Annotated in this window: 12 protein-coding genes; 1 reads left to right on the forward strand and 11 read right to left on the reverse strand. The window is 50.5% G+C overall.

The annotated features are described in order from the left end of the window. Positions 1–200: 200 nt before the first annotated feature. The 6 genes from ACSR9A_RS09990 to ACSR9A_RS10015 all read right to left on the reverse strand — a co-directional run bounded on the left by ACSR9A_RS09990 (position 201) and on the right by ACSR9A_RS10015 (position 12510). On the reverse strand, positions 201–1334 hold the full coding sequence (locus ACSR9A_RS09990) for a response regulator (RefSeq protein WP_473757010.1): 1134 nt from the start codon (positions 1332–1334) through the stop codon (positions 201–203). After that, positions 1331–4477: an ATP-binding protein gene (locus ACSR9A_RS09995; RefSeq protein ID WP_473757012.1), complete on the reverse strand. Its 3147-nt coding sequence runs from the start codon at positions 4475–4477 to the stop codon at positions 1331–1333. Before ACSR9A_RS09995 ends, ACSR9A_RS09990 begins: the two co-directional genes overlap by 4 nt. 230 nt (positions 4478–4707) lie before the next feature. Beyond that, positions 4708–5583 (reverse strand): sugar phosphate isomerase/epimerase family protein, encoded by an 876-nt coding sequence (locus ACSR9A_RS10000; RefSeq protein WP_473757013.1) that lies wholly within the window; start codon positions 5581–5583, stop codon positions 4708–4710. 112 nt (positions 5584–5695) lie between these two features. Continuing rightward, positions 5696–7027 carry a glycoside hydrolase family 125 protein gene (locus ACSR9A_RS10005; RefSeq protein WP_473757014.1) on the reverse strand — a complete coding sequence of 444 codons (1332 nt, stop codon included), beginning with the start codon at positions 7025–7027 and terminating at the stop codon, positions 5696–5698. A 15-nt stretch (positions 7028–7042) separates the two neighbouring features. Next, positions 7043–10198 (reverse strand): alpha-mannosidase, encoded by a 3156-nt coding sequence (locus ACSR9A_RS10010; protein ID WP_473757015.1) that lies wholly within the window; start codon positions 10196–10198, stop codon positions 7043–7045. Next, entirely contained in the window at positions 10195–12510 is a 2316-nt protein-coding gene (locus ACSR9A_RS10015; protein ID WP_473757016.1) for a glycoside hydrolase family 3 N-terminal domain-containing protein, read from the reverse strand. Before ACSR9A_RS10015 ends, ACSR9A_RS10010 begins: the two co-directional genes overlap by 4 nt. 218 nt (positions 12511–12728) lie before the next feature. Here ACSR9A_RS10015 and ACSR9A_RS10020 point away from each other — a divergent pair, with 218 nt between their 5' ends. Further along, a complete protein-coding gene (locus ACSR9A_RS10020; RefSeq protein ID WP_473757017.1) occupies positions 12729–13769 on the forward strand; it encodes a LacI family DNA-binding transcriptional regulator in 1041 nt (346 codons plus the stop codon). Between the two features lie 178 nt (positions 13770–13947). Here the strand turns inward: ACSR9A_RS10020 and ACSR9A_RS10025 are convergent, their stop codons facing one another. The 5 genes from ACSR9A_RS10025 to ACSR9A_RS10045 form a co-directional block, all read right to left on the reverse strand. After that, positions 13948–16161 (reverse strand): helix-turn-helix domain-containing protein, encoded by a 2214-nt coding sequence (locus ACSR9A_RS10025; RefSeq protein ID WP_473757019.1) that lies wholly within the window; start codon positions 16159–16161, stop codon positions 13948–13950. Between the two features lie 155 nt (positions 16162–16316). Next, complete coding sequence (locus ACSR9A_RS10030; protein ID WP_473757020.1) at positions 16317–17957, reverse strand: type 2 periplasmic-binding domain-containing protein; 1641 nt, start codon at positions 17955–17957, stop codon at positions 16317–16319. A gap of 132 nt (positions 17958–18089) precedes the next feature. Further along, the gene (locus ACSR9A_RS10035) at positions 18090–18989 is read right to left on the reverse strand and encodes a carbohydrate ABC transporter permease (RefSeq protein ID WP_473757021.1); all 900 of its coding nucleotides are present in this window, start codon (positions 18987–18989) and stop codon (positions 18090–18092) included. 18 nt (positions 18990–19007) lie between these two features. Next, positions 19008–19937 carry an ABC transporter permease gene (locus ACSR9A_RS10040; protein WP_341282828.1) on the reverse strand — a complete coding sequence of 310 codons (930 nt, stop codon included), beginning with the start codon at positions 19935–19937 and terminating at the stop codon, positions 19008–19010. 409 nt (positions 19938–20346) lie between these two features. Next, a complete protein-coding gene (locus ACSR9A_RS10045; RefSeq protein WP_473757022.1) occupies positions 20347–21753 on the reverse strand; it encodes an alpha-L-fucosidase in 1407 nt (468 codons plus the stop codon).

The raw sequence follows: 21753 nt of genomic DNA on the forward strand, positions 1-21753 counted from the left end.
CTTACGTGGCAAAATTGTTGCAAGCATATACGGCTGTCGCCGTCCTTTGGCGACTCGGCACGTTTCAGTCCGAGAAATATAGAGAAGGGATGAAAAAATCATATCCTTTCCTATATTTCAAAAAAAAAGAGAACAGGCACGGATTATCCGTACCTGTTCCCTTTTTCAATATGTAAAAGCTTCATTTCAAGCCTTGCAGGCTATGCTTCCAACAGCCTTCTGTAGCTGGATTTAAGCTCTTTTCCAGGCTCCGTACCCAGCTCCCGTTCCAGCAGCTCCGCGTAGCTTCGATAATACGCAATAGCCCGCGTCCTTCCTCCAATCCGCTCCTGCTGCTTAAGTGCGGCACAGCGGATAGGCTCGGCAAATGGTTCATGCTCAAGCAGCGTTTCGGCTACCCTTAAGCTATTGGAAGGATCACCGCCATTCATTTCTAAGTGCTCAAGCAGCCTGAGTCCAACTTCCATTAAATAGCGCTGATACCGGTAGCGGTAGCTTTCACACCATTCCCCGCCAAATTCGGCGAGAAAGGGGCGAACACATCCTATAATCCATTCCTCAATCTGCTTGGAATTGTATTCTGAAATGGAAGATTCTCGAAGAATGAAGCGTTCAAGCCGGAAAGCATCCGCCAAAAGCTCCGTATCCTCACAGTTCAGACGATAGCCGTTCCTGACCGAAACCAGGCTGATGGAGGACCCGTTATCCCGCAGCGTTTTATTGATTCTGCTGACTGTGCTGCGCAGGTTCACGTCTCCTTTCTCCGCGAATTTCTCCTTCCAAAGCGTGTCAATCAACGTCCATTTGCTTATTTCCTTTCCCTCACCCTGCAACAGCATATACGCAAACAGTTCCGCGCACTTAGCTGTCGTCCAGCGCACCGGTACCGTACTGCTTTCCAGTCGTAGCGCAAATGACCCGAAAAATGAAACCTCCGCCCGTCGTTCCTTCCGTTCGGTCAAACGTGTATCATTTCCGGCAAGCCTCCTGCGAACCCGTTCTATCGCGCGGGCCAGTTCCTCCTCCATAACGGGCTTAAGCAAATAATCCAGCGCGCTTACCTTAAATGCATCGAGGGCATAATTCGTATACGCCGTTACAAATACGATTTCCATTATACCTTCTTCGTCAGCCAATTGTTCCGCCAGCGACAAACCGCTCATTTCTGGCATTTCAATATCCAGAAACAGCACTTCGGGCCGCAGCCCGCGGATTCTCTTCAGTGCCTCGCGCGGATCGGTGAAGCATCCGATCACTTCCACTCCGATGCCCTCCAGAAGCCTAGCGATATGTTCACCAGTCAGCAGCTCGTCATCTACAATAACCGCCCTCATGCCAATTGACCGCCTTTCCCAATATCTGTCCTTCTTTCAGGCAGCAGAATCGTCACCTTCGCTCCAAACCCATCCCGGCTTTCAATCCGTAAACCTCGTCCATATTCATTCAACAAGCGCTTGTGCACATTGGCAAGGCCGACTCCCACGCCGACTTGCCCCGTATGTAAAAAATCTTCCAGCTTGTCGAGCGTGAATCCAAGTCCGTTGTCGATAATGGTGATCTGCAAGTCAGCACCCTCCATTCCGGCTTCAAGCCGAACAATGCCTCCTTGAGCTCGCTTCATCAAACCATGGCGGATGGCATTTTCAACAAGCGGCTGCAGGGTGAGCGCCGGCAGCATACAGTCCATCAGGCCTTCGTCAATCGCAAGCTCGACTCTAAGCCGATCTCCGAAACGCGCTTGCTCCAGCTCAGCATAAGACTTCACCAGGGCGATTTCTCTCCTTAGGGTGACCCTAGCTTGTCTAGGGTCCACATCAAAGCTCAACCTCAGGTAATTGCTGAACTGCCCCAGAAGACGTCCGGCCCGCTCTGCATCCTTATAGCACAACGAAATAATAATACTGAGTGCATTATAAATAAAATGCGGCTTGATTTGCGATTGCAGGAACATCGATTCCATAAGGATAGCCTCTTTAACAGCCTCTCTCAGTTGTAGAAGCGTATTGACCCTTGCATGCAGCTCCCGAGCATCAAACGGCTTTACGAGAAAATCGTTAGCTCCTGCATCCAGACCCGTAGCAATGTCTGCGGGAGAATGGCGAACCGTAAGCAGAAGCACTGGCAGACTGTAGATCGGATAGGTCTCGCGGATAAGACGGCAAGTTTCATAACCGGACAGTCCCGGCATCATAACATCCAGCAGTACAATGGCAATGTCCTTATGCTGCTGCAGCAGCCTCAAAGCAGACTCTCCGTCATAAGCCGTCACCGTTCGGTAGCGATCCGGCGGAAAACATTCTTGAAGCACCTTAATATTGGAGGCTTCATCGTCAACCAACAACAGAGTGACCTTATTTTTATCTTCATCCTCCCAGGCGGGAGTCGTTCCTACAGCTACAGGGGCCCTTGGCAAGCTGCCTCGACCCTCCGGCAATGCCGCATCCGAGACGAGCACCGCCAGCTCACGCCTTTGATCATCGCTTGCAGCTGGCAGCACCACCTCGAACACGGTGCCATGCTGCGCCTTGGATTCCACCAATAGCAAATCTCCTCCCATCCGTGCAGCAAGCCGTTTAGAGATTTGCAGCCCCATCCCGGATGGCCGATCATCCATCTGTACACCGTCTCCAATGCCGCCCTCTCTGCCAAAAAGCCTCTCCTGCAGTTCCTCTCCCATTCCAGCGCCGGTATCCGAAATTTTAATAGCTATCGCATTGCCGCGCGCCTCCGCTTGCAGCTCAACCTTGCCCTCATCCGTAAACTTGAGCGCATTGCCAACCAGATTGACCAGAATTTGCGTAAAGCGATTTTCATCTGCAAATAAATAAAATTCGCCAGAAGGAACCCGGTTAATTAGGCGTACCTCCTCCTCCTTTTTCATATGCTTAAGGACATCAATGGTCGCTTGAATCGTTCCGTTAATATCGAATAAGCTGTTTTTCAGTACCAGCCTCTCTTCCCGGAGATGCTGGAAATCAATAATGTCATTCACAAGCGTCGACAACCGGGCTGAAAGAGACATAATATAGGACAAATTCTCCTTTTGCTGCTTCGATATATTGTTTTCTCCTTGATCCATCACAACACGAGCCAGATTCATAATGCCGTGCAGTGGTGTCTTGAATTCGTGGGAGGTGCGAATTAAAAATTCGTCCTTAAGCTTATCTGTCTCAACCAGCCGTCGGCTCATTACCTCCAGCTCATCGTAGGCTCTTGTATACTGCTCTGCAAAGATAAGCGCGATCATCCCAAGGAACAAAAGCATCATTAGAAGAGGAATCAACAGCGTGAAAATTTGGGAATACAAATACAGGGTCATGCTGATCATCATGACAAAAAGAAACAGCACGCTCACAATCAGCTGCCAAGCCGTCCGCGCATTGGAATCTCCAAATCGCTTCAGCACGATTGCCCGCAGCAGCAGCACTTGTATCCCTCCCAGCTCAAGCAGAGTCATGACGAGAATCGTCCTATCCATCAGCGGCATATCGGCAAACGGGATGCAAGCCGAATAGACGGCCCAACCGCCAGCCACCAGCCTTATAAACCATAACGGCATAAAGGCCGGCTCCGTCCTCCGGATAAAGGCGCACAGGCAGTATATGCCTCCCAAGATAACAACAAATTTGATTCTCAGAATAAGAAGATAGGGTATGGAAGGCATGAGCTGCATAAGTACCCGTTCGCTGGTTGATATGACAGAAAAGGAAAAACCGAGGCAGAATAAGGCGAAAAACAGAAAACGAATATCCTGACGGCGTTTTAAATAGATGCCCAAATAATAAAGGGATGAAATCAGCAAAAAAGCCGCGTTGACGGCATCGCCAACACTCATTTGCAACGCCAGTGAGCGAACGTCCTCAGAGGTTCCCAAATAAAGGCTTTGGATTATGCCGCCACGATAATAATCCCAGTTGGCGGCCTGAATCGTCAGGTAAAATGAATCTCCCTCTGGCATGAAATATGCTGAAATCGGTATATTGTGGCCCCTGTAGTTCTCGTCCCCTTGCGTGGATACCTCTCCGCTGCGGCCAACCTCCGTACCGTCCACAAATATGACGCTGGAGCTTCTAATAAATGTTGTTTTAATACCGTACCGTTTAATCTCGGGATTCACCTTGACAAGCAGTCGGTAGGTGCCCACGCCCTTGTCCTGCATATAGGCCGAAGTCTGTGGATTACTCCAACCGGCGGGTACCTGTAAATAATGCTCCGGGCGCAGGCCGGATATGTCGGACGGATTAAGCAAACGATTAGGATAAAATTCCCATTCTCCATCCAGCCTTATTGTTCCCACCTTGCGAAAATCCCAATTAGACAGATCGATGCTTCCATCGATTACTTGTGGAGGTGCTTGGCGTTTCTGATACCCTTCCCATACGACAGCCGAAATGGCTGCAAGCAGCAAACCGATGATAATGACGATTATAGCCGTTCGGACTTTTGGTGCCGCCTGTCGCCTTCCTATTTCCGCCATTCCAGAAACTCTCCATTCATGTTGGGATAACCGCTAGCCATCTCTCCAGTCACATTGCATCATCCATCGTAACATAGCCACTTTCAAAAATCCCTAAAAAACGACAAACGCGCCAATTAGGGCTATTGCCCATTTCGTCTCAGCACATACTTTTAAAAAAGGCAGAAGTCCGCTGCTGCGAACTTCTGCCTTTTTCCTACCTTACAATCGTTAAAACTCATCCATATTACTCATTTATAATTTGTAATAAAATCAACGGCTTTACGAATATCCAGCTCCGGCTGCGTGCCTGCCTCACGCTCAATCGTTAAATAACCGGCATACCCAATATCCTGCAGCGCCTGAAAATAGCGATCAAAATCGACTCCGCCCTCACCAAGCGGAACTTCGCGGAAAAACAAGCCGGAGGAAACCATCTCCGCGATTTTCTCATGATCCATAGGGGCATATCCAACCGCTCCGTATACGTCTCTTGGATCAACCGCCTTAAGGCGAATGCCGTCCTTCACATGGGTATGGACAATATAATCCTTCAATAGATGAACGCCTTGCACCGGATCATCGCCGGTCACCATGACCATATTTGCCGGGTCAAAATTAACCGATACGCCGTTCGTCGACAACGTGTCGAGAAACGCTTTTAATTCCGCCGCCGTTTCGGGGCCGGTCTCAATGGCGAAGTAGGCTCCGACGCTTTTGGCATATTGGCCCAGCTCCTCGCAAGCGGTGTGCATCGTATGAAATGCCTCAGAGGACGTATCATGTGGAGCGATGCCAATATGCGTCGTTACAATCGTCGTGCCGAGGTCCAGCGCCAAATCGACGATACGTTTCGATTTTTCCACTTTCCAGCGATTGTCCTCCCTGACCCCGAAGCCATGACCGCCCAAATCGCCGACCAATGCCGAAATTTCTAGGCCGAGTGATTCTATGTAGCTTCTTAATTCCTTACGGGCCGCAGGCGACAAGTTTTCCGGGTCCATTTCCCCCTTTACCGCATAAATCTGTACGCCTTCTGCGCCGACCTCCTTGGCTTTCACCAACCCCTCTCGCACGCCTAGCCCAAAGCTGTCTACGATTACCCCTATTTTATTCGTTAGTTTCATCGATTAATTACCCTCCTGCTGAAACTGTTATTTGATGTCTCCGTGCGGGGATATGAGCCGCAGCATGACCATGCTCCAACTAGCCGCCAGCTAGAAACCGCCAGCTTAAATCTTACTGCTTCGGTTCTAAAATCCCCTTCTCCATCGCCTTGTGAACAAGCTGCGAGAACAGGCTGTTTGACCATGCGAACCATGGACGGGTGAATAAATGGGGATCATCTGCATGAAAGCCTTCATGCATGAAGCCCGTATCGGCATCCGTCGCCTCCAGCACCTTAATGATCTCCAGCATTTCCTCATCATTCGCGGCGGTCAGCCCCTGCATGGATAAAGCCATAGGCCAAATATATCCCGGCGGTGTATGAGGACTTCCAATCCCTTTAGCTGCTGTTCCTTCAAAATAATAAGGATTGTCTCGGCTGAGGATGAAGCGCCGCGTGTTTTGGTAAATAGGATCATGAACATCGGTGTAGCCAATGTAAGGGATAGACAGCAAGCTTGGTGTACCCGCATCATCCAATAGGCAGTAATTGCCGAACCCATCGGTCTCGTATGCATAGATTCTGCCATATACCGGGTGGTTGTACATCCCGTAGAGCTGAATGCCATGGCGGATCTCTTCCTCCAAAATCGCCATTTCCCGCACAAATGCTTCGTCGCGGAATACCCATCTCGCCATCTCCTGCATTTGGGAGAGCGAGACAGCGGCGAACATGTTCGCCGGAATATTATAATGCAGCTCGCAGGCATCGTCGCTTGGGCGAAAGCCTGACCACACCATGCCCGTATAGTTGACAGGCATCCCGCATCCATCATTGCGCAGCGTGTCGATGGCCGGGCAATTGGAGCGTTTGAACCGATACGCGGATTGCTCGGCATGGCGCTGCTCCGTTTTCCATACGTTCACAATAGAACGCATCGCTTGTTTGAATTGCTCATCGAAAATATCAGTGAGACCCGTTTCCTTCCAATACATATAAGACAGGCGTATCGAAAAGCATAACGAATCCAGCTCAAATTTCCGTTCCCACACCCAAGGCGACATCTCCGTATCGTCATTGGCGTCCCAATGCCAATGATTCGCCGTTTCATTAAAAGCATTGGCATATGGATCAATTGCAATGTACATCATATGACGTTTAATGAGTCCCGAAATTAATCGCTGCAATGAAGCGTCCTCTTTGGCAAAAGGTACGTAATGAATGAGCTGCTCCACCGAATCCCGCAGCCACATCGCCGGAATATCACCCGTAATGACGAAGGTCGTACCGTCGTCCATCAGCTTCGTCGTCGTTTCCAGCGTATTGGGAAAACAATTGCGAAATTGCTGCTGGAGCTTTGGACGGTGGGCCAGCCTCGCCTCCGCTTCCTCCAGCACCTTTGTTATCGCTTCAGGCAGCGCCAACTGCGGCAGCTTTACCTTCGGCAGCTTAAATCGTTCCATAATACAAAGCTCCCCCTACTCTTGATCCTGATTCGATGAAACCAGCTTCACCGTTTTGATCTCAAAAGGCTTAAACGTCAGCTCGAATGCTCCCCGCTCACATGGCACCTGCCCCAATTCATCCTCAAGCAGATTCACGACAGACACCTTCATTTTCTCGTTCGGCCACTGGATCTTCACCGTTTCCCTTCCACCTGATGACTCATAAAACCGCAGTACGGTGCCAGTCCCATCCTCGGAAGCTTTGATCGTGTCCAAAATGACATGCTCGCTTTCAAAATCCAGCCATGCCTGCCGTGATGAAAGTGCGGGAATTGATGGAATCATGGGACGTGTAGGATGCGCAGGATGCGTACCTTTATTTGGCTGCCCAGCGACCATTATGACGGGATGATTTAATTCCATCGCACGGCAAGCGACCTTAGCTCCCCGCCAATCCTCCTGATGAGGCAAGACCGAATAAGTAAACTCATGCTCGCCTTGATCTGCATATTCGTCCGGCCATTTCGGCGCGCGCAGCAGCGATAAGCGAATGGTTTGGTCCTTAATGTCGTATCCATACTTGCAGTCGTTCAGCACACTCAAGCCGCCGTTGCCCTCGGAAACATCGGCCCAGCGATGCCCGCATACTTCAAATTGCGCCTGCTCCCAGCTCGTATTATTGTGGGTTGGCCGTTCCAACGCACCGAATGGAATTTCATACGTGGCTTTTGCAGCAATTAGATCAACCGGGAACGCCACCTTGAGCAATTTATGGCTCTCCGCCCAGCTTACCTTCGTCTGAAAATCAACGCGGCGCTGATGGCGATACAAAATCATATCCTGGCTAATATCCGAATCATTCAGCCTCCAGCGGAAGCGAAGTACATCCTTGGTGCTCCCTCGCTGCACAACTTCTTTCGAGATCAGCTGCACAGAGCCGGCACGCTGCGATTCAAAGCGCGGATCAATATCCCATGCATCCCAATAGGTCGGTTTATCATGAAAAAATTGCAGCTCATTCGCCTTATCGCCTGGCTTCAGCCACTCGCGCTGCGCAGACTTGTCGTACCAGCGGGTAATCTCACCCACGTCATTAAATGCAAGCGTATAAAAATCCGTCTCCCAAACGTCAGGAAAGGCCTCATTCGTTTGCTTGTCCTCAACGCCATCCGTATGCTTTGAAGTACGCAGCCATATCGTCGTATAGCCGAAGGCCGGGATAGACGGAATGTATACGGATACCGTCTGGACGTCCCCACTCCGCAAGACATCGCAAGCCAGCTGCTCCCCGTTCACATCAACAACGAATATACCGTTCATTTCAGCGCTGCATGTCAAGCTGACAACCTCTCCGCGTTCCCAGCCCAAGCTGTTGAACACGACGTAAGGCAGGCCTTCCCCGTCTGACGCTACATTGTCCGCAATGGCCTCAAGAGAGCGGGCCAGCGCAGCCGTTCCAATCTCCACCACCTTTGCATATTCCTCAGTAGACGTCACATACGCTTCTGGAATAGACGTTCCCGGGATAATATCATGGAATTGATTCAGCAAAATCAGCTTCCAGCCTTCATCGAGAGCCTCAGTCACGGTGCTCGCCAGCCCAGCGAACTGCCCCCACAGCTCCGCTTCGCGGTACAGCACTTCCGCCTTGCGGTTGCTTCGCTTATTTCTTGCATGTGTCGTGTAGGTGCCGCGATGCAGCTCCAAATATAAATCGCCATGCCACTTAGGCAGCGATTGCCCGCTTTTTCCGATTCCTTCAAAAAAAGCCCCGGCCGTGCTGAACTTGCTTACAGGCTGTCCGACCATAAAGGAGGACCGCTCGGCAAACTCGACCATTTCGTTCGTCACGCCGCCGCCACCGTCCCCATGCCCGTAAAGCAGCATTTGCTGGGGATGCAAATCCTTCTGTTTGTAAGATTTCCAGTGTTCATCGACATCCTTGGGACGGGTATGCTCATTTACCCCATGGTTCAAATAGGCAATGACGGAGGTGCCATCGATGCCCACCCAATCAAACAAGTCGTAAGGGAACGCATTTGTATCATTCCAATTGAGCTTCGTCGTCATAAAATACGGGATATCCGCCAGCTTCAGCATTTGCGGTAGCGACGCGCAGTAGCCGAACGTATCAGGAAGCCACTCGATGCTGGAGCGTTTGCCGAACTCCTCCTTATAGAAGCTTTGGCCGTACAAAATCTGCCGTACCAGCGACTCGCCGCTCGGAATGTTCAAATCCGGCTCGACCCACATGCCGCCGACCAGCTCCCAGCGCCCTTCGGCAATTCGCGCCTTAATCCGCTCATACAATTCCGGATAATGCTCCTTCACAAAGGCATACAGCTGCGGCTGGCTCTGCGAATAGATAAAGTCAGGATATTCATCCATCAGTGTACATACCGTCGAAAAGGTGCGACTGGACTTACGGACCGTTTCGCGGACAGGCCACAGCCAAGCAATATCGATATGCGATTGTCCGACCAAATGCATAAAGCCACTACGGCCGCCCTCCGAATCTTCCTCCTGCACCTTCTGGGCAAGCAATTGCTCCAGACCGTTTACCCACTCCGCCTCATTCCAACGCTGCGGCTCGTCATACATAAGGTCCATAATGCTATGAATCGCTCCCATAAGGCGATTGCGCTTCATATCGTTCCCCGGCAGCGCGTTCAACGACTCCGCCAGCACCGTTACGCTGTACATCAAGCTTTGCAGCGGCTGATTCACTCGAACAAGTGCAGAGCGGATGCCGTCGATTGGCGGCTGAATGACCGCCTGGCGGTTCAGCGGATCATGCGGCTCGGGAATCGGATCATACAATTCGATTTCAAGCAGCGGCTCGTTCCCTACTCGCTCCACCGGGAGCGGAACATACCAGTGATTCCGGTCGAGTCCGTGATACGGAGCCCCGTTCACCTTCAGCAGCCCTTCCCCGCCCGCTTCGAAAATGAGACCAACCGCATCTTGATGCCAAGCCTGCGGTATAGCTGCTTTTTTCGTTAAAAAATAGGTGGTGCCATGCGTACTGTGAAGAGGATTCACATTTTGCACACCGACATTTTGCTCATCCAGCACGTATTCGCCGGGGCGGATATATTTCGCCTTTTGCATATGCCACTGCGGGAGCTCTACCTTCTCCAGCCACTGCCGCTCGGCCATGTCCTGTATGAACCGCTGAATTCGAATCATGCTTGTTCCCCCTCACGCTTAACGTGTAAGCTGCATGCCAGCCAATCCTTCGAGCTGCTGCCGACCATTAAGCGGAATTCGCCCGGTTCTACAACCGACTCCAGCCCCGCATTAATCAGCGCAAGATGCTCTTGATTTACAGGGAAAGTGACCAGCTTCGTCTCCCCCGGCTGCAAATGGATTTTGCGGAAGCCCTTGAGCGAGGTTTCAGCGCGGGTAACCGATGCTGATACGTCGGTTATATACATCTGCACAACCTCATCTCCAGCCACACCGCCGATGTTCGTCACTTCGATTTGCACCTCGGCTTCTCCGCCTGGAGCCATTACTTCTGGCACAACCCGTATGTTATCGTAGCCAAATTGGGTATAGCTGAGTCCAAACCCGAATGGATATTGCGGCTCCAGATCCGTCTCCAAATACCGCTTGCCGCGCGTTCTCTTGGAATGATAATAAACAGGCAGCTGTCCGACATACTTTGGAATGGAAACCGTAAGTCGCCCAGAAGGATTAACGTCGCCGAACAAAATGTCCGCAATTGCATTGCCGCCCTCCTGTCCCGGATACCACGCCTCCAAAATCGCATGGGCATGCTCTTCAATCCAAGGCTCAGCAATTGGCCGTCCGTTAATATAGACGATGATGACCGGCTTTCCAAGCTTATAGATTTCCTGCACCAGTTCGAGCTGCACACCCGTGAGATTAAGCGTCGAACGGTCGATGCCTTCCCCGCACTCCATATCGTTCCAGGCATTATCCGTAACGACGGACGCCCCCGTCCGCAAATCAATCGTGCCCTCGCCGAAATCGCGGGCGCTGGAGCCGCCGATGACCATAACGATGGCATCCGCTTGCTCCGCGCAGGCAAGGGCATGGCCGAAGCCGTCTTTGGCGTCTCCCTTAATTCGACAGCCGGGCGCATACAGCACCTGTTCATCCGCATTGGCGCCGAGCTTGCGGCGGATACCGTCCAGCACGGTGACGATTTGTCCCTTAGGCTGCGGCGAGGTGTAATCGCCGAGCTGATTGTAGACGTGATTCGCATTCGGACCGATAACAGCTATTTTGGTGCCTGCTTTGCTGAGCGGAAGCGTGGCCTTTTCATTTTTGAGCAAAATAATGCCCTCTCCAGCCACCCGTCTCGCCAGCTCCACATGCTCCTCGCACCCGATAACCCGCTGCGCAAAATCAGGATCAACATAAGGCCGTTCGAATAAGCCCAGTCTAAATTTCATGTCGAGCACCCGTCCTGTCGCTGTATTCAGCTCATCCTCGCTCATCAGCCCCTGTGCAAGCGCACCCGCTAAATGCTTGCCGTACATATAGCCGGACATCTCCATATCGACGCCTGCTTTCAGACTTTGCGCCACAGCCTGTTCCCCGTTCTCCGCCGTATTGTGGCCGCTGACCAGCATTTGAATCGCACCAAAATCGGTAATGACAAAACCGTCAAACCCCCATTCCTCACGCAGCAGGTCATTCAGCAAATAGGAATTCGAGGTGCAGGGCACACCGTCAATTTCGTTGTACGCCGTCATAACGGAGCAGGCGCCTGCTTCGACCGCCTTTTTGAACGGCAGCAAATCAATTTCATGAAGCTCGCGCAGCCCCATGTGGACAGGAGCTGCATTGCGCCCACCCTCCGAGCTGCCATAAGCGGCAAAATGCTTAAGCGTCGCCACAATCGTTTTGTCTGTATCCAGCCGTTCCCCTTGCAGCCCCTTGATCGCCTGAACCGCCAGCTCGCCGATCAAATACGGATCTTCCGCGAAGCATTCCTCCGTCCGTCCCCATCGCGGGTCGCGCACCACATCAAGGACAGGAGAATACGTCGCAGCTCCGCCTTGGCTTCGAGTCTCAGCAGCAATGGCCTCGCACATTTCCCGGTACAAATCTATGTTCCATGTGCTTCCGACCGTAAGCGGAACGGGAAATACCGTTGCGCCAATTGCCATATGTCCATGCGAGCACTCCTCTCCGAACAAAATCGGAATGCCTAGACGGGAGTTTTCGATGACATACCGCTGAATTTCATTCGTAGCGACCGCTCCCTGTCTTGGCGTAAGTCCCGTCTCCAGCGTCACCTCTGTCCAAGGATCAGCGCGAAGAACGCCGTATAATGAACCTACTCCGCCCCGCGCAACATCTTCTTTGAACTGTTCCGTCACCTTCACGGTGCCATCCGTTTCCTTAAGGTAGGTTTTCCACCCCATAGGCTGGATCAGCTGGCCGATTTTCTCCTCTATTGTCATTCGTTCGAGCAGATCCTGAACCCGTTCTTGAATCGGAAGCGAAGCGTTTTTATAGTCCATATGCACATTCTCCTTCTGGGTTGATTTAACGTTTGAATGCTCTGATGCTCAAATTTTCATGGGCCCTCTAAACAAATATTATTGTTATTTTTGTTAGGTTAATATATAATAACGTTATGATAAAGCCAGTCTATAACTTTTGCCAACAAACGTCAACGCTGTTATTTAGCGTGGCTTTAGCGTAACGTTTGTTAGTCCTAGCACCTAAGGAGAGCATCATGCCACGTAAAGTATCGATTCAAACGATCGCCGATCAACTCGGCCTATCCAAATATGCGGTATCCCGCGCACTTAGCGGAAAATCCGGTGTCAGCCAGGCAACGCGCGAGCGGGTTTTAGAGTTTGCCAAGACACTTGGCTACGGGCTTCCTTCCCAGAAGGCGCCTTCACCTGCTCCCGATGCCGCTTCTTCCTTTGTCCTGATTTGCATGAACCCTTCCAACCGAGTCGATCCTTTTTATTGGCAGCGGGTGCTCGAAGGAATCATTTCCGGCTGCAGCGAGCGGGGATGGCCTCATGTTATCGTCTCCCAGCCAGTCTCTTTTCCAGCCGTGTCCGATTTATCTCCGCAGGAAATCATCGCGCCGCATTTGGACTGGAACAGCTGCCTTGGGCTCATCGTCATGGGCGCATACCCTTATGCCGCCCTTCAGCTTATGGCCCGCACTGGCAAGCCACTCGTGCTGCTCGATCATAATGAGCCTTTGCTTGATTTTGATTCGGTCAATCATGCCAATATTGAAGCGGGAATTCTCATTGCCCATCATTTGCTGGTTGCTCAGAAATGCAGAAGCCTTATTTTTCTCGGTGATGATGGCCGGTCCGCCAGCTTTGCCGAAAGACGAATCGGCGTAAGAACCGCACTGGAGCGCTACGGCGGTTCAGAAGCGAAGCTGCAGGAATGGGAGCTGGCCTATGAAGACAAGGATTGGCTCGCCGCTACTGCGGAACGGTTTGCCCAGCTGGCACCAGAGCAGCACCCTGATGCATGGATCTGTGCCAATGACGACATCGCCATGCAATGGATGCAGCAGCTGCAGAGAATGGGGGTAGCGGTTCCCGAGCAGACGCGCGTGTCGGGTATCGACAACGTGGAGGCAGCCGCCCATACGTCCCCTCGACTCACTACCGTGAACCTAAGCAAGGAAGCACTCGGCAGCCGTGCAATCGAAGCGCTATGGCGCCGCATTGAACGTCCGGGAACGCCGATGGAGCGGCTGCATCTCAGTGCCACCTTAATTCCGCGAGACTCCGCTTAAGCATCCTATTCCGCATAAGCTTGAGCAGCGGACTTTCCCCTATAAAAGACAAACGGCGATCGTTTTTTGTGCATTCACAATGAACTATCGCCGTTTATTTTTGTGAAGCCGCCCTCTTCGCTCCCTACCATCTATTCATAACGCTTGCTCGTACCTATCATTAGCTGCTATTATCTGCTCATATCGCCTTGCGGTAATCGCTTGGCGCTACACCTACTACATTTTTGAACGCCCGATTAAAGGAATTGTAGTTGGTATAGCCCACTTCCTCGCTAATTTCCTGAATCGCCCTGTCCGTCTCCAGCATAAGCTGCTTCGCCCGCTCTATTCGGTGGCTGATGAGCAAATCGACGAACTTCTCGCCAATTTCATCCTTGAACAGCTTGCTCAAATATTTCGGATTAATATCAAACAGATCGCTTAAATAATTCAGTGACAGCTCCGGATTATTATAGTTTTCCTCCACATATTTGCGAATTTCCAAAATATGCGTCCGATGCTTCTTGCTGCAGCGCATCGCCTGCATCTGCTCAGCCAGCTCCCGAAATGTCTCCCAGCAGAGCAGCCGAAGATCGTCTAGCACTTCCCAGTCCTCCAGCCCGCGAAGGAGACGGCCAAACGAGGCCGACCACAAATCTTGGTATTCACGCGGCAGCTCGGCAAACTCTCGATTATAGTGCTGAAACAGCAGCTGCACCGTGTTCATCATTTCCTGACGGGACAATACGGAGGCGCTGATCTGGTCAAACAAGCGTTCGAAATGCTTTTCCCACGTTTCATCGGACAGCCGCATCGCTTGCACGAACAGAGAAATCGTCTTGAGGAACTCATATACATCATTTTTAGAATCCGGCACTTCCCCATACGAAACCACCCGGTTCATACCCAACACCGCTTTATAATCCAAAGCATGGGAGGCTTCCTTGAGCGAAGCTCTCAGGCCTCGCACATCACTCGCCACTCCACCCGTCCCAATCGTAACGGTGAAGTTCAAATATTGCCCCACCTTCTCCAAATAGCCAGATAGCACCTTGCGCTCTACCTGTTCAGACAACGCCGTTTCGGAAAGCCAGATAATCGCATGCAGCCGGCGCTCGGAAATCCACTCCGCCCATACGTCTGCCCCCTCCTGCTGGGCACTTTCTTGCAGCACAGTGGAAAGGACGAACTTGAGGAGCGTCTGGTCATGCTGATGATAGTCAGCGGCAAACTGCGGATAACGATCAATTTCCACAACCATGACCATCCAACTGCAATCCAGCTCCGGAAGCTTAAACTTCGTCATTTCAGCCTGCAGCTCGCTGCCCGTGAAAGGACGCGACCCTTCAAGCAGCTCCTGAAAAAAATATTTCTTTTGCAAAATCAGATTCTCTTCGTATTTTTCTTGATATTGCTTCGTTTGATCAATCATTCGCTCCAGCGTGTTTTGAATAAACCTGAACTCATTTTCTTTCGTAGAGCTCATTCCCGGTTGTTTCTGCGAGGCGACCGTCTGAATTAACGTCACAATTTGCTGGATAGGCTTGTAGTTTCTCCGAGTAACGTAAACAACCCAAATGACGCCGATTAGAACCACTGCGATCGCGAAAGCAAACCATATATTATAAAATTCCAGCGCAAATTTAACGACTTTCCCATTATTAATGCCCGTCTCTACCTTCCAGCCGCTGTAGCTGGACGTAAACGTCGAGAAAACTTCGCCGGAAGCAGACTTAGTTCCCGCGCTTTCAAGCACACGTTCATCCCACAAACTTCCCCCAGAGCTGCTGATCACATTGACGAAGGTATATTCGGGATCATACATCTGCATAATGGACTTCCGCAGCGTCTGCAAATCCACATTGACGACCACAAGGCCCGTTCCGCCCTCCAGGCCGCGAACAAGCGTCACGACCTGCTGCGACGATTGCGAAGGAAGAGCTTTGAAATTTCTGAAATCCACCCATTTTCGCGTCGGGCTGCTGCGGCTTTCTTCTATAAAAGAGGCATCTGGAAACTCCTCAATCGGAACCGCCTTTCCGTTGCTGAATACGATATTGTCCTTGTAGCGGACCAAATAGATGGAATCGATTAACGGGAAATTGATTTTTAGCTCATCGATAACGTCAAGAACCTGAATGCCGGCGTACACATCATTGCTGCCAGCAGCCGTATAATAATTTTTCAAATCCGGATTCGTCAAAATTTCCCGCAGCACTTTAAAATCGATCGAGCGCAGCGAATTGTCCAAATACTGCATGACCTGGGATGCCAGAAATTCATTGGCCTTCAAAGCTTCCTTGCGATTTTGCTCATTGAACAGCTGGAAGAAAATAATAAACAATATCGTCGTTACGATAAAGAAAACAGGCAAATACGACAGCAGCAAACGTCTAAACCAATTGTTGTTCATCTCCGAGGTCCCCCCTCACTTTTTATACACGTGACAACAACCTTCAAAATATTCATTTATTATATAGGATGAGGCGAGGCTATCATAGGAGAAGACCGCTCCGAGTCATGTCTGACAACAAGGAGCAGCCCCCGAGAATAAACGTTTATGCTGTTTTATTTTTTCTCAATCGCGCGCTGGTAGATCGCCAAATAATTGTTCAGGCCCAGTCCATCGAAGCCTTTGACATAGCTGTCCCAATCTTTTTCAATGCTCTTGTTGCCCAGGATGAATTGCGCCATATTGGTCTGTACGTAGTCTTTAACTGCCGTTGTCAGCTGAGCAGCTGCTTCGGTATCCTCTGGACGAATGAAGACGTTGGAAGGATACACCTCCTTCGGCGCATAAGGAGCGTACACCTTCGTCGCTTGCGCCAGACGAGTGCCGTAGCCCTCAGACACTAGAGGGTCCTGCCCTTCCACAAACAAGTTGCGGAACGTATTGGACAAATCATGTGCGCCAATTTGCGACCAACTTTCGTTAACGACGACGTTCGGATCACGTTCAGGCAGGTTATAGTAGCTGTATTTGGCAGGCTCGCCATTAATATTTTTCTCATCAGCGCCAGCCATTTGCCAGCCCTTGCCCTCAGTCGGGCCATATTCCGCATAAAGCGCGCCTTCTTCGCTGAACATGTAATCGATTATTTCAATCGCTGCGATTTGCTGCGCTTCCGAAGCTTTATTCGTAATCGCAAACTCGAATTCGCCTACGCTTTGCGTAGCGCCTGTCGTTTGCACACCATCCGGCCCTTTGAGCGGAGGCACGATATCCCAGTGCTGATGGCGCGTAATCGTCTTATCGTACGTATTGACCAGATAGCTTACGAGCGCGGTCGTAATGGAGCCGACGACCTCGTCGCCTTCCCTGTTGCCCAGCTGTCCAACCGCTTGGTCATTCTGTGTAAAAGCAGCCGGGTCGATCAAGCCTTCTGAATACAGCTTGTGCATATATTCCAGACCCTGCTTCCAGCCCTCTTGGTTAGCGGCAAAATCAACCTTGCCATCATTGACGATTAAATATTTATCGTTGTCGTTATAAATGAAGCTGTTCATCAAATAAGCGTCAATATTCCCGTTCCATACATATTTGTTTGGAGCACCTGTAAGCGGAATTTCATCGGCTTTGCCATTGCCGTTAGGGTCTTTTTCTTTAAAAGCTTTAAGAACGGTGTACAGCTCATCGGTCGTCGTCGGCATTTCTAGCCCAACCTTGTCGAGCCAATCCGTATTCATCCAATATTTTTGTGCATACGTACAGTGATAGCATTCATTAAAAATCGGCAGGGCGTAAATTTTACCATCCGGAGCGGTAATGGCCTCTTTGAAATACGGTTTTTCTTCCATAATCTTCGTCAGATTCGGAGCATGCTGGGCAATCAAATCGTTCAGCCCAAGGAAGATCCCTTGGCTCCCGTACGTTTGAAGGTCTGAGGTTGTAAACTTGCCATGGAGGAATACTTCGGGATAATCGCCGCTCGCCAGCAGCAGCTGCCTGCGATCCTGGAGCGCATCTGTTGGAGCGAGATCCCATTTCAGCTTCACATCAAACTTGTTTTCAATGAATTTTGTGAACTCATTGTCTTCCATAGGCGCCTTGCCCTGTGGAGCAAAAAAAGTCATCGTTACAGGCCCTGTGTTCTCCCCACTGCCACCGCTGCTGCTTTGTGTATTATTGCTTGGCGCAGAGCTGCAAGCCGACAGTACGGCAACCGTAGTAAAAACAAGCACCAACATTGAAATCCAAGATTTTTTCAAACCAGACTCCTCCTTTTTAATGAACGCCACTTAATTGCCTGTTACTGCACTATATTGAACCCTGTCCCGGAAGTCCGCCAGACCTTCGCCCCCTTCCACAAAAGCTTCCGGATGGTAGCTATGGCAAATGCCCTACCCTTTCAAGGAACCAACCATAACCCCTTTAACGAAATGCCGTTGAACGAAAGGATACATAATCAAAATCGGAATGCTCGCTACAACGATTAATGCGTATTTGAGCACCTGCTCGAACCCTTGATCACGGAGCTGCTGGCTCGTATTGGCGAGCATCGCCGGATCGGCCGCATTCAGAATGAGCAAATTGCGCAGCACATATTGCAGCGGAAATAAATTTTCAGAGCGCAAATAAATGAGCGCATCAAAGTAAGCATTCCAATGGCCCACCGCATACATGAGCGTCATAACTGCCAAAATCGGCTTCGATAAGGGCAGCACAACGCTGACCAAATAACGAATGTCCTTGCAGCCATCCACCTCAGCGGCCTCCCGCAATTCATCCGGAATGGATGATTGAAAAAAAGTTCTGGCGACGATGACTTGAAATACCGCCAGCGCCCCCGGCAGCCACATCGCCCAGCGGGTATCGAGCAGGTGAAGATCCTTCATCAGCAAGTAAGTCGGAATCAGGCCGCCATCGAAAAACATCGTAATCATCATGAAAATAATGATGGCACCGCGGCCATAAAACGTCCGGCGGGATAACGGATACGCCAGCATCACCGTCAGGATGACATTGATCGCCGTTCCGACTACCGTGTAGATGATCGTATTATAAAAACCCATCATCAGCTGCGTGCTTTTAAAAATCGAAATATACGCCTTAATGTTGAAATCAACCGGCAGCAGCCATATTTGCCCGGATGTGACAGCCCGGGAGGAGCTGAAGGAGGAGCTGACGATATAGAGCAGCGGGTAAGCGACGACAATCAGCACCAGTACAAGAAACAAATAATTAATCCCCATAAACACACGGTCGCCGAGTGGGTCTTTAATTCGATTCCGATTAAACATAGATGGCCTCCTCCTCCTTTACCATAAGCTGTTTTTACTGACTTTTCGGGAAACCGCATTGACCAAAACAAGCAAAATCAGGTTGATGATTGAGTTAAATAATCCGACCGCCGAGGAAAAGCTGAAGTTCGCTCCAATCAATCCGACCTTGTACACATAAGTGGAAATGACTTCTGAAGCACTCGTATTCAACGGATTTTGCATCAAATAAATTTTTTCAAAGCCGACGCCCATTATGCTGCCGAGATTTAAAATCAGCAGAATGACGGTGACGGGAATGAGGCTCGGAATGTCGATATGCCATATTTTTTTGAGCCGGGAGGCCCCATCCATTCGAGCTGCTTCATAGAGCGAGGGGTCAACTCCAGCAAGGGCAGCAATATAAATAATGGAGGAATAGCCCATCCCCTGCCACACACCCGACCATACATAAATCGATTTAAAATATTCCGGTATGCCCATAAAGTTGGTCATGGTCATGCCAAGGAAGGTAAACAGCCGGTCTACGATGCCAACATGCGGCGACAGCATTAAGATAATAATAGATACCATAACGACCGTTGAGATAAAATGCGGGGCGTAGGTGACCATCTGCACCGTCTTTTTGAAATAGCCCGTTCGCAGCTCATTGAGCGCCAAAGCCAGCAAAATCGGAATGGGAAAACCCGCAATCAGCGTGTAAAGGCTGATCCCAATCGTATTTTTGAGCAGCAGCCAGAAGTTTGGAGAGTTGAAGAAGGTTTCAAAATGTTTAAGCCCTACCCATGGACTTCCCCAAATACCCTGAACGACGCTGTAGTTTTTGAAGGCAATTTGTACGCCAGCCATTGGCATGTACTTGAAGATCAATAAATAAAGCACCGGAGGAAGCACTAATAAATAAAGCTGCCAATGCCTTTTGAGGCTTTTAAGGAAGGGGTGCTCTATTTTGCGCTCGCTCTGGTTCATGTTTTTATGGGGCTTCATTCGTGCCGGTATCGTTCCCGAGTTCTGACTCATCTGCATCATTCCCTCTATATTTTAATGTAATAATACCTAACACAAAATTCATTATACCGCGTATTTTTTCACTAAAACTTCTTTCGTGCGCCTAATGTGTGAACTTTTCTATCAGGTAGCGCTTTCTTGCATTGATCGTACCTTGAGTCGGGTCGTTTAAGCAATTTGCAATTTTCTCACACCTCTCCATATTCCAGAAACCCTTGTCAAATCAGGGAAAAATGCTGTTTTCCTCTCTTTTTTCGCCAGTGGCTAGCGGAGACATAAGGTAGAAGCAGGGGATGAACAAGCGATAAGCAGAGTACAAAAAAAATCCCGAGGGACACTGATTATCCCCCGAGATTTCGAATAATGCTTATTAGGATGTAAACAATCGGAACGTTTGTGTGATAGGAGCCTGCTCCGTGATGGACGCCTGTGGCAGGCTAACAGCCACTCCAGCTTCCGCCTTGGCAAACGTAACACCCTCTTGATCCTCCGCTCCAACAAGCTCAATTCGTTCCACATGGCCTGAGTATGGAATGACGAGCTGCTGATCGACCGCCTCATTTTCATTTGCGTATAGGCGGAAGGCATATGTTACATTGTCCTTGCAGGTAAATGCCCAATCTCCTGTAAAATAAGGACCGCAAATCCGCGTTCCGTAGATGCCCTCGCCATGTACATTCAGCCAGGCTCCAAGCTCCTTGATGCTCTTAACCGCACCTGCCGGCAGGCGACCATCTGGCTGTGGCCCTACGTTCAGCGCCAAATTCCCTCCCTTGGCTACTACCTCGAGGAGAATATGGGCCAGCTGCCTGGCTGTCTTATATTGATCATCGAAGGCATAAGCAAAGGAATTGCCAATCGTGATGCAGCTCTCCCATGGAATATTCATCGGCTGCTCTGGAATCGTCTGCTCCGGCGTTACAATGTTCTCATAAGGCCCGCCGACCGTACGATCGGCAGCCAGAAGCCATGGCTGCGTCTTGCGCGCCCGCTCCACAACCTCGCCCAGACGGATATCCTGCCCCTTCCGGCCTTCCCGCACCCAGCCTGCATCGAGCCAGAGACACTCAATTCGGCCGTATTTCGTCAGCAGCTCCATAATCTGCTCATGCGTAAACTCTACGAATTTCTCCCACAGCCAAGGATACTGCTCTGGATCATAAGAAGGCCCGCGCCACATATGATGTCCGCGCTCCATGCCCGGCGCCCAGTAATAAGGTGTACGCCAGTCCGCTTTGGAAAAATAAGCCGAGATGCCCAGCCCCCTAGCACGGAAGGCATCAAACAGCGTACGGCAAATATCGGCGTATTTATGCTTATGAAACGGCGTGTCCGCTCCCGTAATGCGATAATCCGTCGTATGCGTATCCCACATGCAGAAGCCGTCATGATGCTTCGTCGTGAACAAAAAATATTTAAAGCCGTTGTCTGCGGCCAAATCCGCCCACACCTCCGGCTGAAAGCGAATCGGATTGAACGTTTTATTCAGGTCGAAATATTCGCGCTTGAAGTGCTCCATGTCGTCGGTCCAATCCACATCGTGGCGGGACCAGTCCCCATCGTCATCGCTCAGCGCCCAGGATTCCACCAGCCCAAGCTGTGAATAGGGCCCCCAGTGCATCATTAGGCCAAGCTTCTGGTCCTTGAACCATTCCAATCGCTCATTCAGCAGCGGCTCCTCGGGCCTGATCCATTCTTCCTCTTTGCTGAAATGATGGACACCAGCTTCAACAACATCCGCTTCCTGCTCCAGCAAAATATCCTTAGGCTCGCTCAT

Source organism: Paenibacillus sp. R-74696, from assembly GCF_055814915.1.

Coding starts and splice junctions, on each gene's coding strand:
- ACSR9A_RS09990 (WP_473757010.1), bottom strand. CDS start 1,334: ATGAGGGCGGTTATTGTAGATGACGAGCTGCTGACTGGTGAACATATC.
- ACSR9A_RS09995 (WP_473757012.1), bottom strand. CDS start 4,477: ATGGCGGAAATAGGAAGGCGACAGGCGGCACCAAAAGTCCGAACGGCT.
- ACSR9A_RS10000 (WP_473757013.1), bottom strand. CDS start 5,583: ATGAAACTAACGAATAAAATAGGGGTAATCGTAGACAGCTTTGGGCTA.
- ACSR9A_RS10005 (WP_473757014.1), bottom strand. CDS start 7,027: ATGGAACGATTTAAGCTGCCGAAGGTAAAGCTGCCGCAGTTGGCGCTG.
- ACSR9A_RS10010 (WP_473757015.1), bottom strand. CDS start 10,198: ATGATTCGAATTCAGCGGTTCATACAGGACATGGCCGAGCGGCAGTGG.
- ACSR9A_RS10015 (WP_473757016.1), bottom strand. CDS start 12,510: ATGGACTATAAAAACGCTTCGCTTCCGATTCAAGAACGGGTTCAGGAT.
- ACSR9A_RS10020 (WP_473757017.1), top strand. CDS start 12,729: ATGCCACGTAAAGTATCGATTCAAACGATCGCCGATCAACTCGGCCTA.
- ACSR9A_RS10025 (WP_473757019.1), bottom strand. CDS start 16,161: ATGAACAACAATTGGTTTAGACGTTTGCTGCTGTCGTATTTGCCTGTT.
- ACSR9A_RS10035 (WP_473757021.1), bottom strand. CDS start 18,989: ATGTTTAATCGGAATCGAATTAAAGACCCACTCGGCGACCGTGTGTTT.
- ACSR9A_RS10040 (WP_341282828.1), bottom strand. CDS start 19,937: ATGAACCAGAGCGAGCGCAAAATAGAGCACCCCTTCCTTAAAAGCCTC.
- ACSR9A_RS10045 (WP_473757022.1), bottom strand. CDS start 21,753: ATGAGCGAGCCTAAGGATATTTTGCTGGAGCAGGAAGCGGATGTTGTT.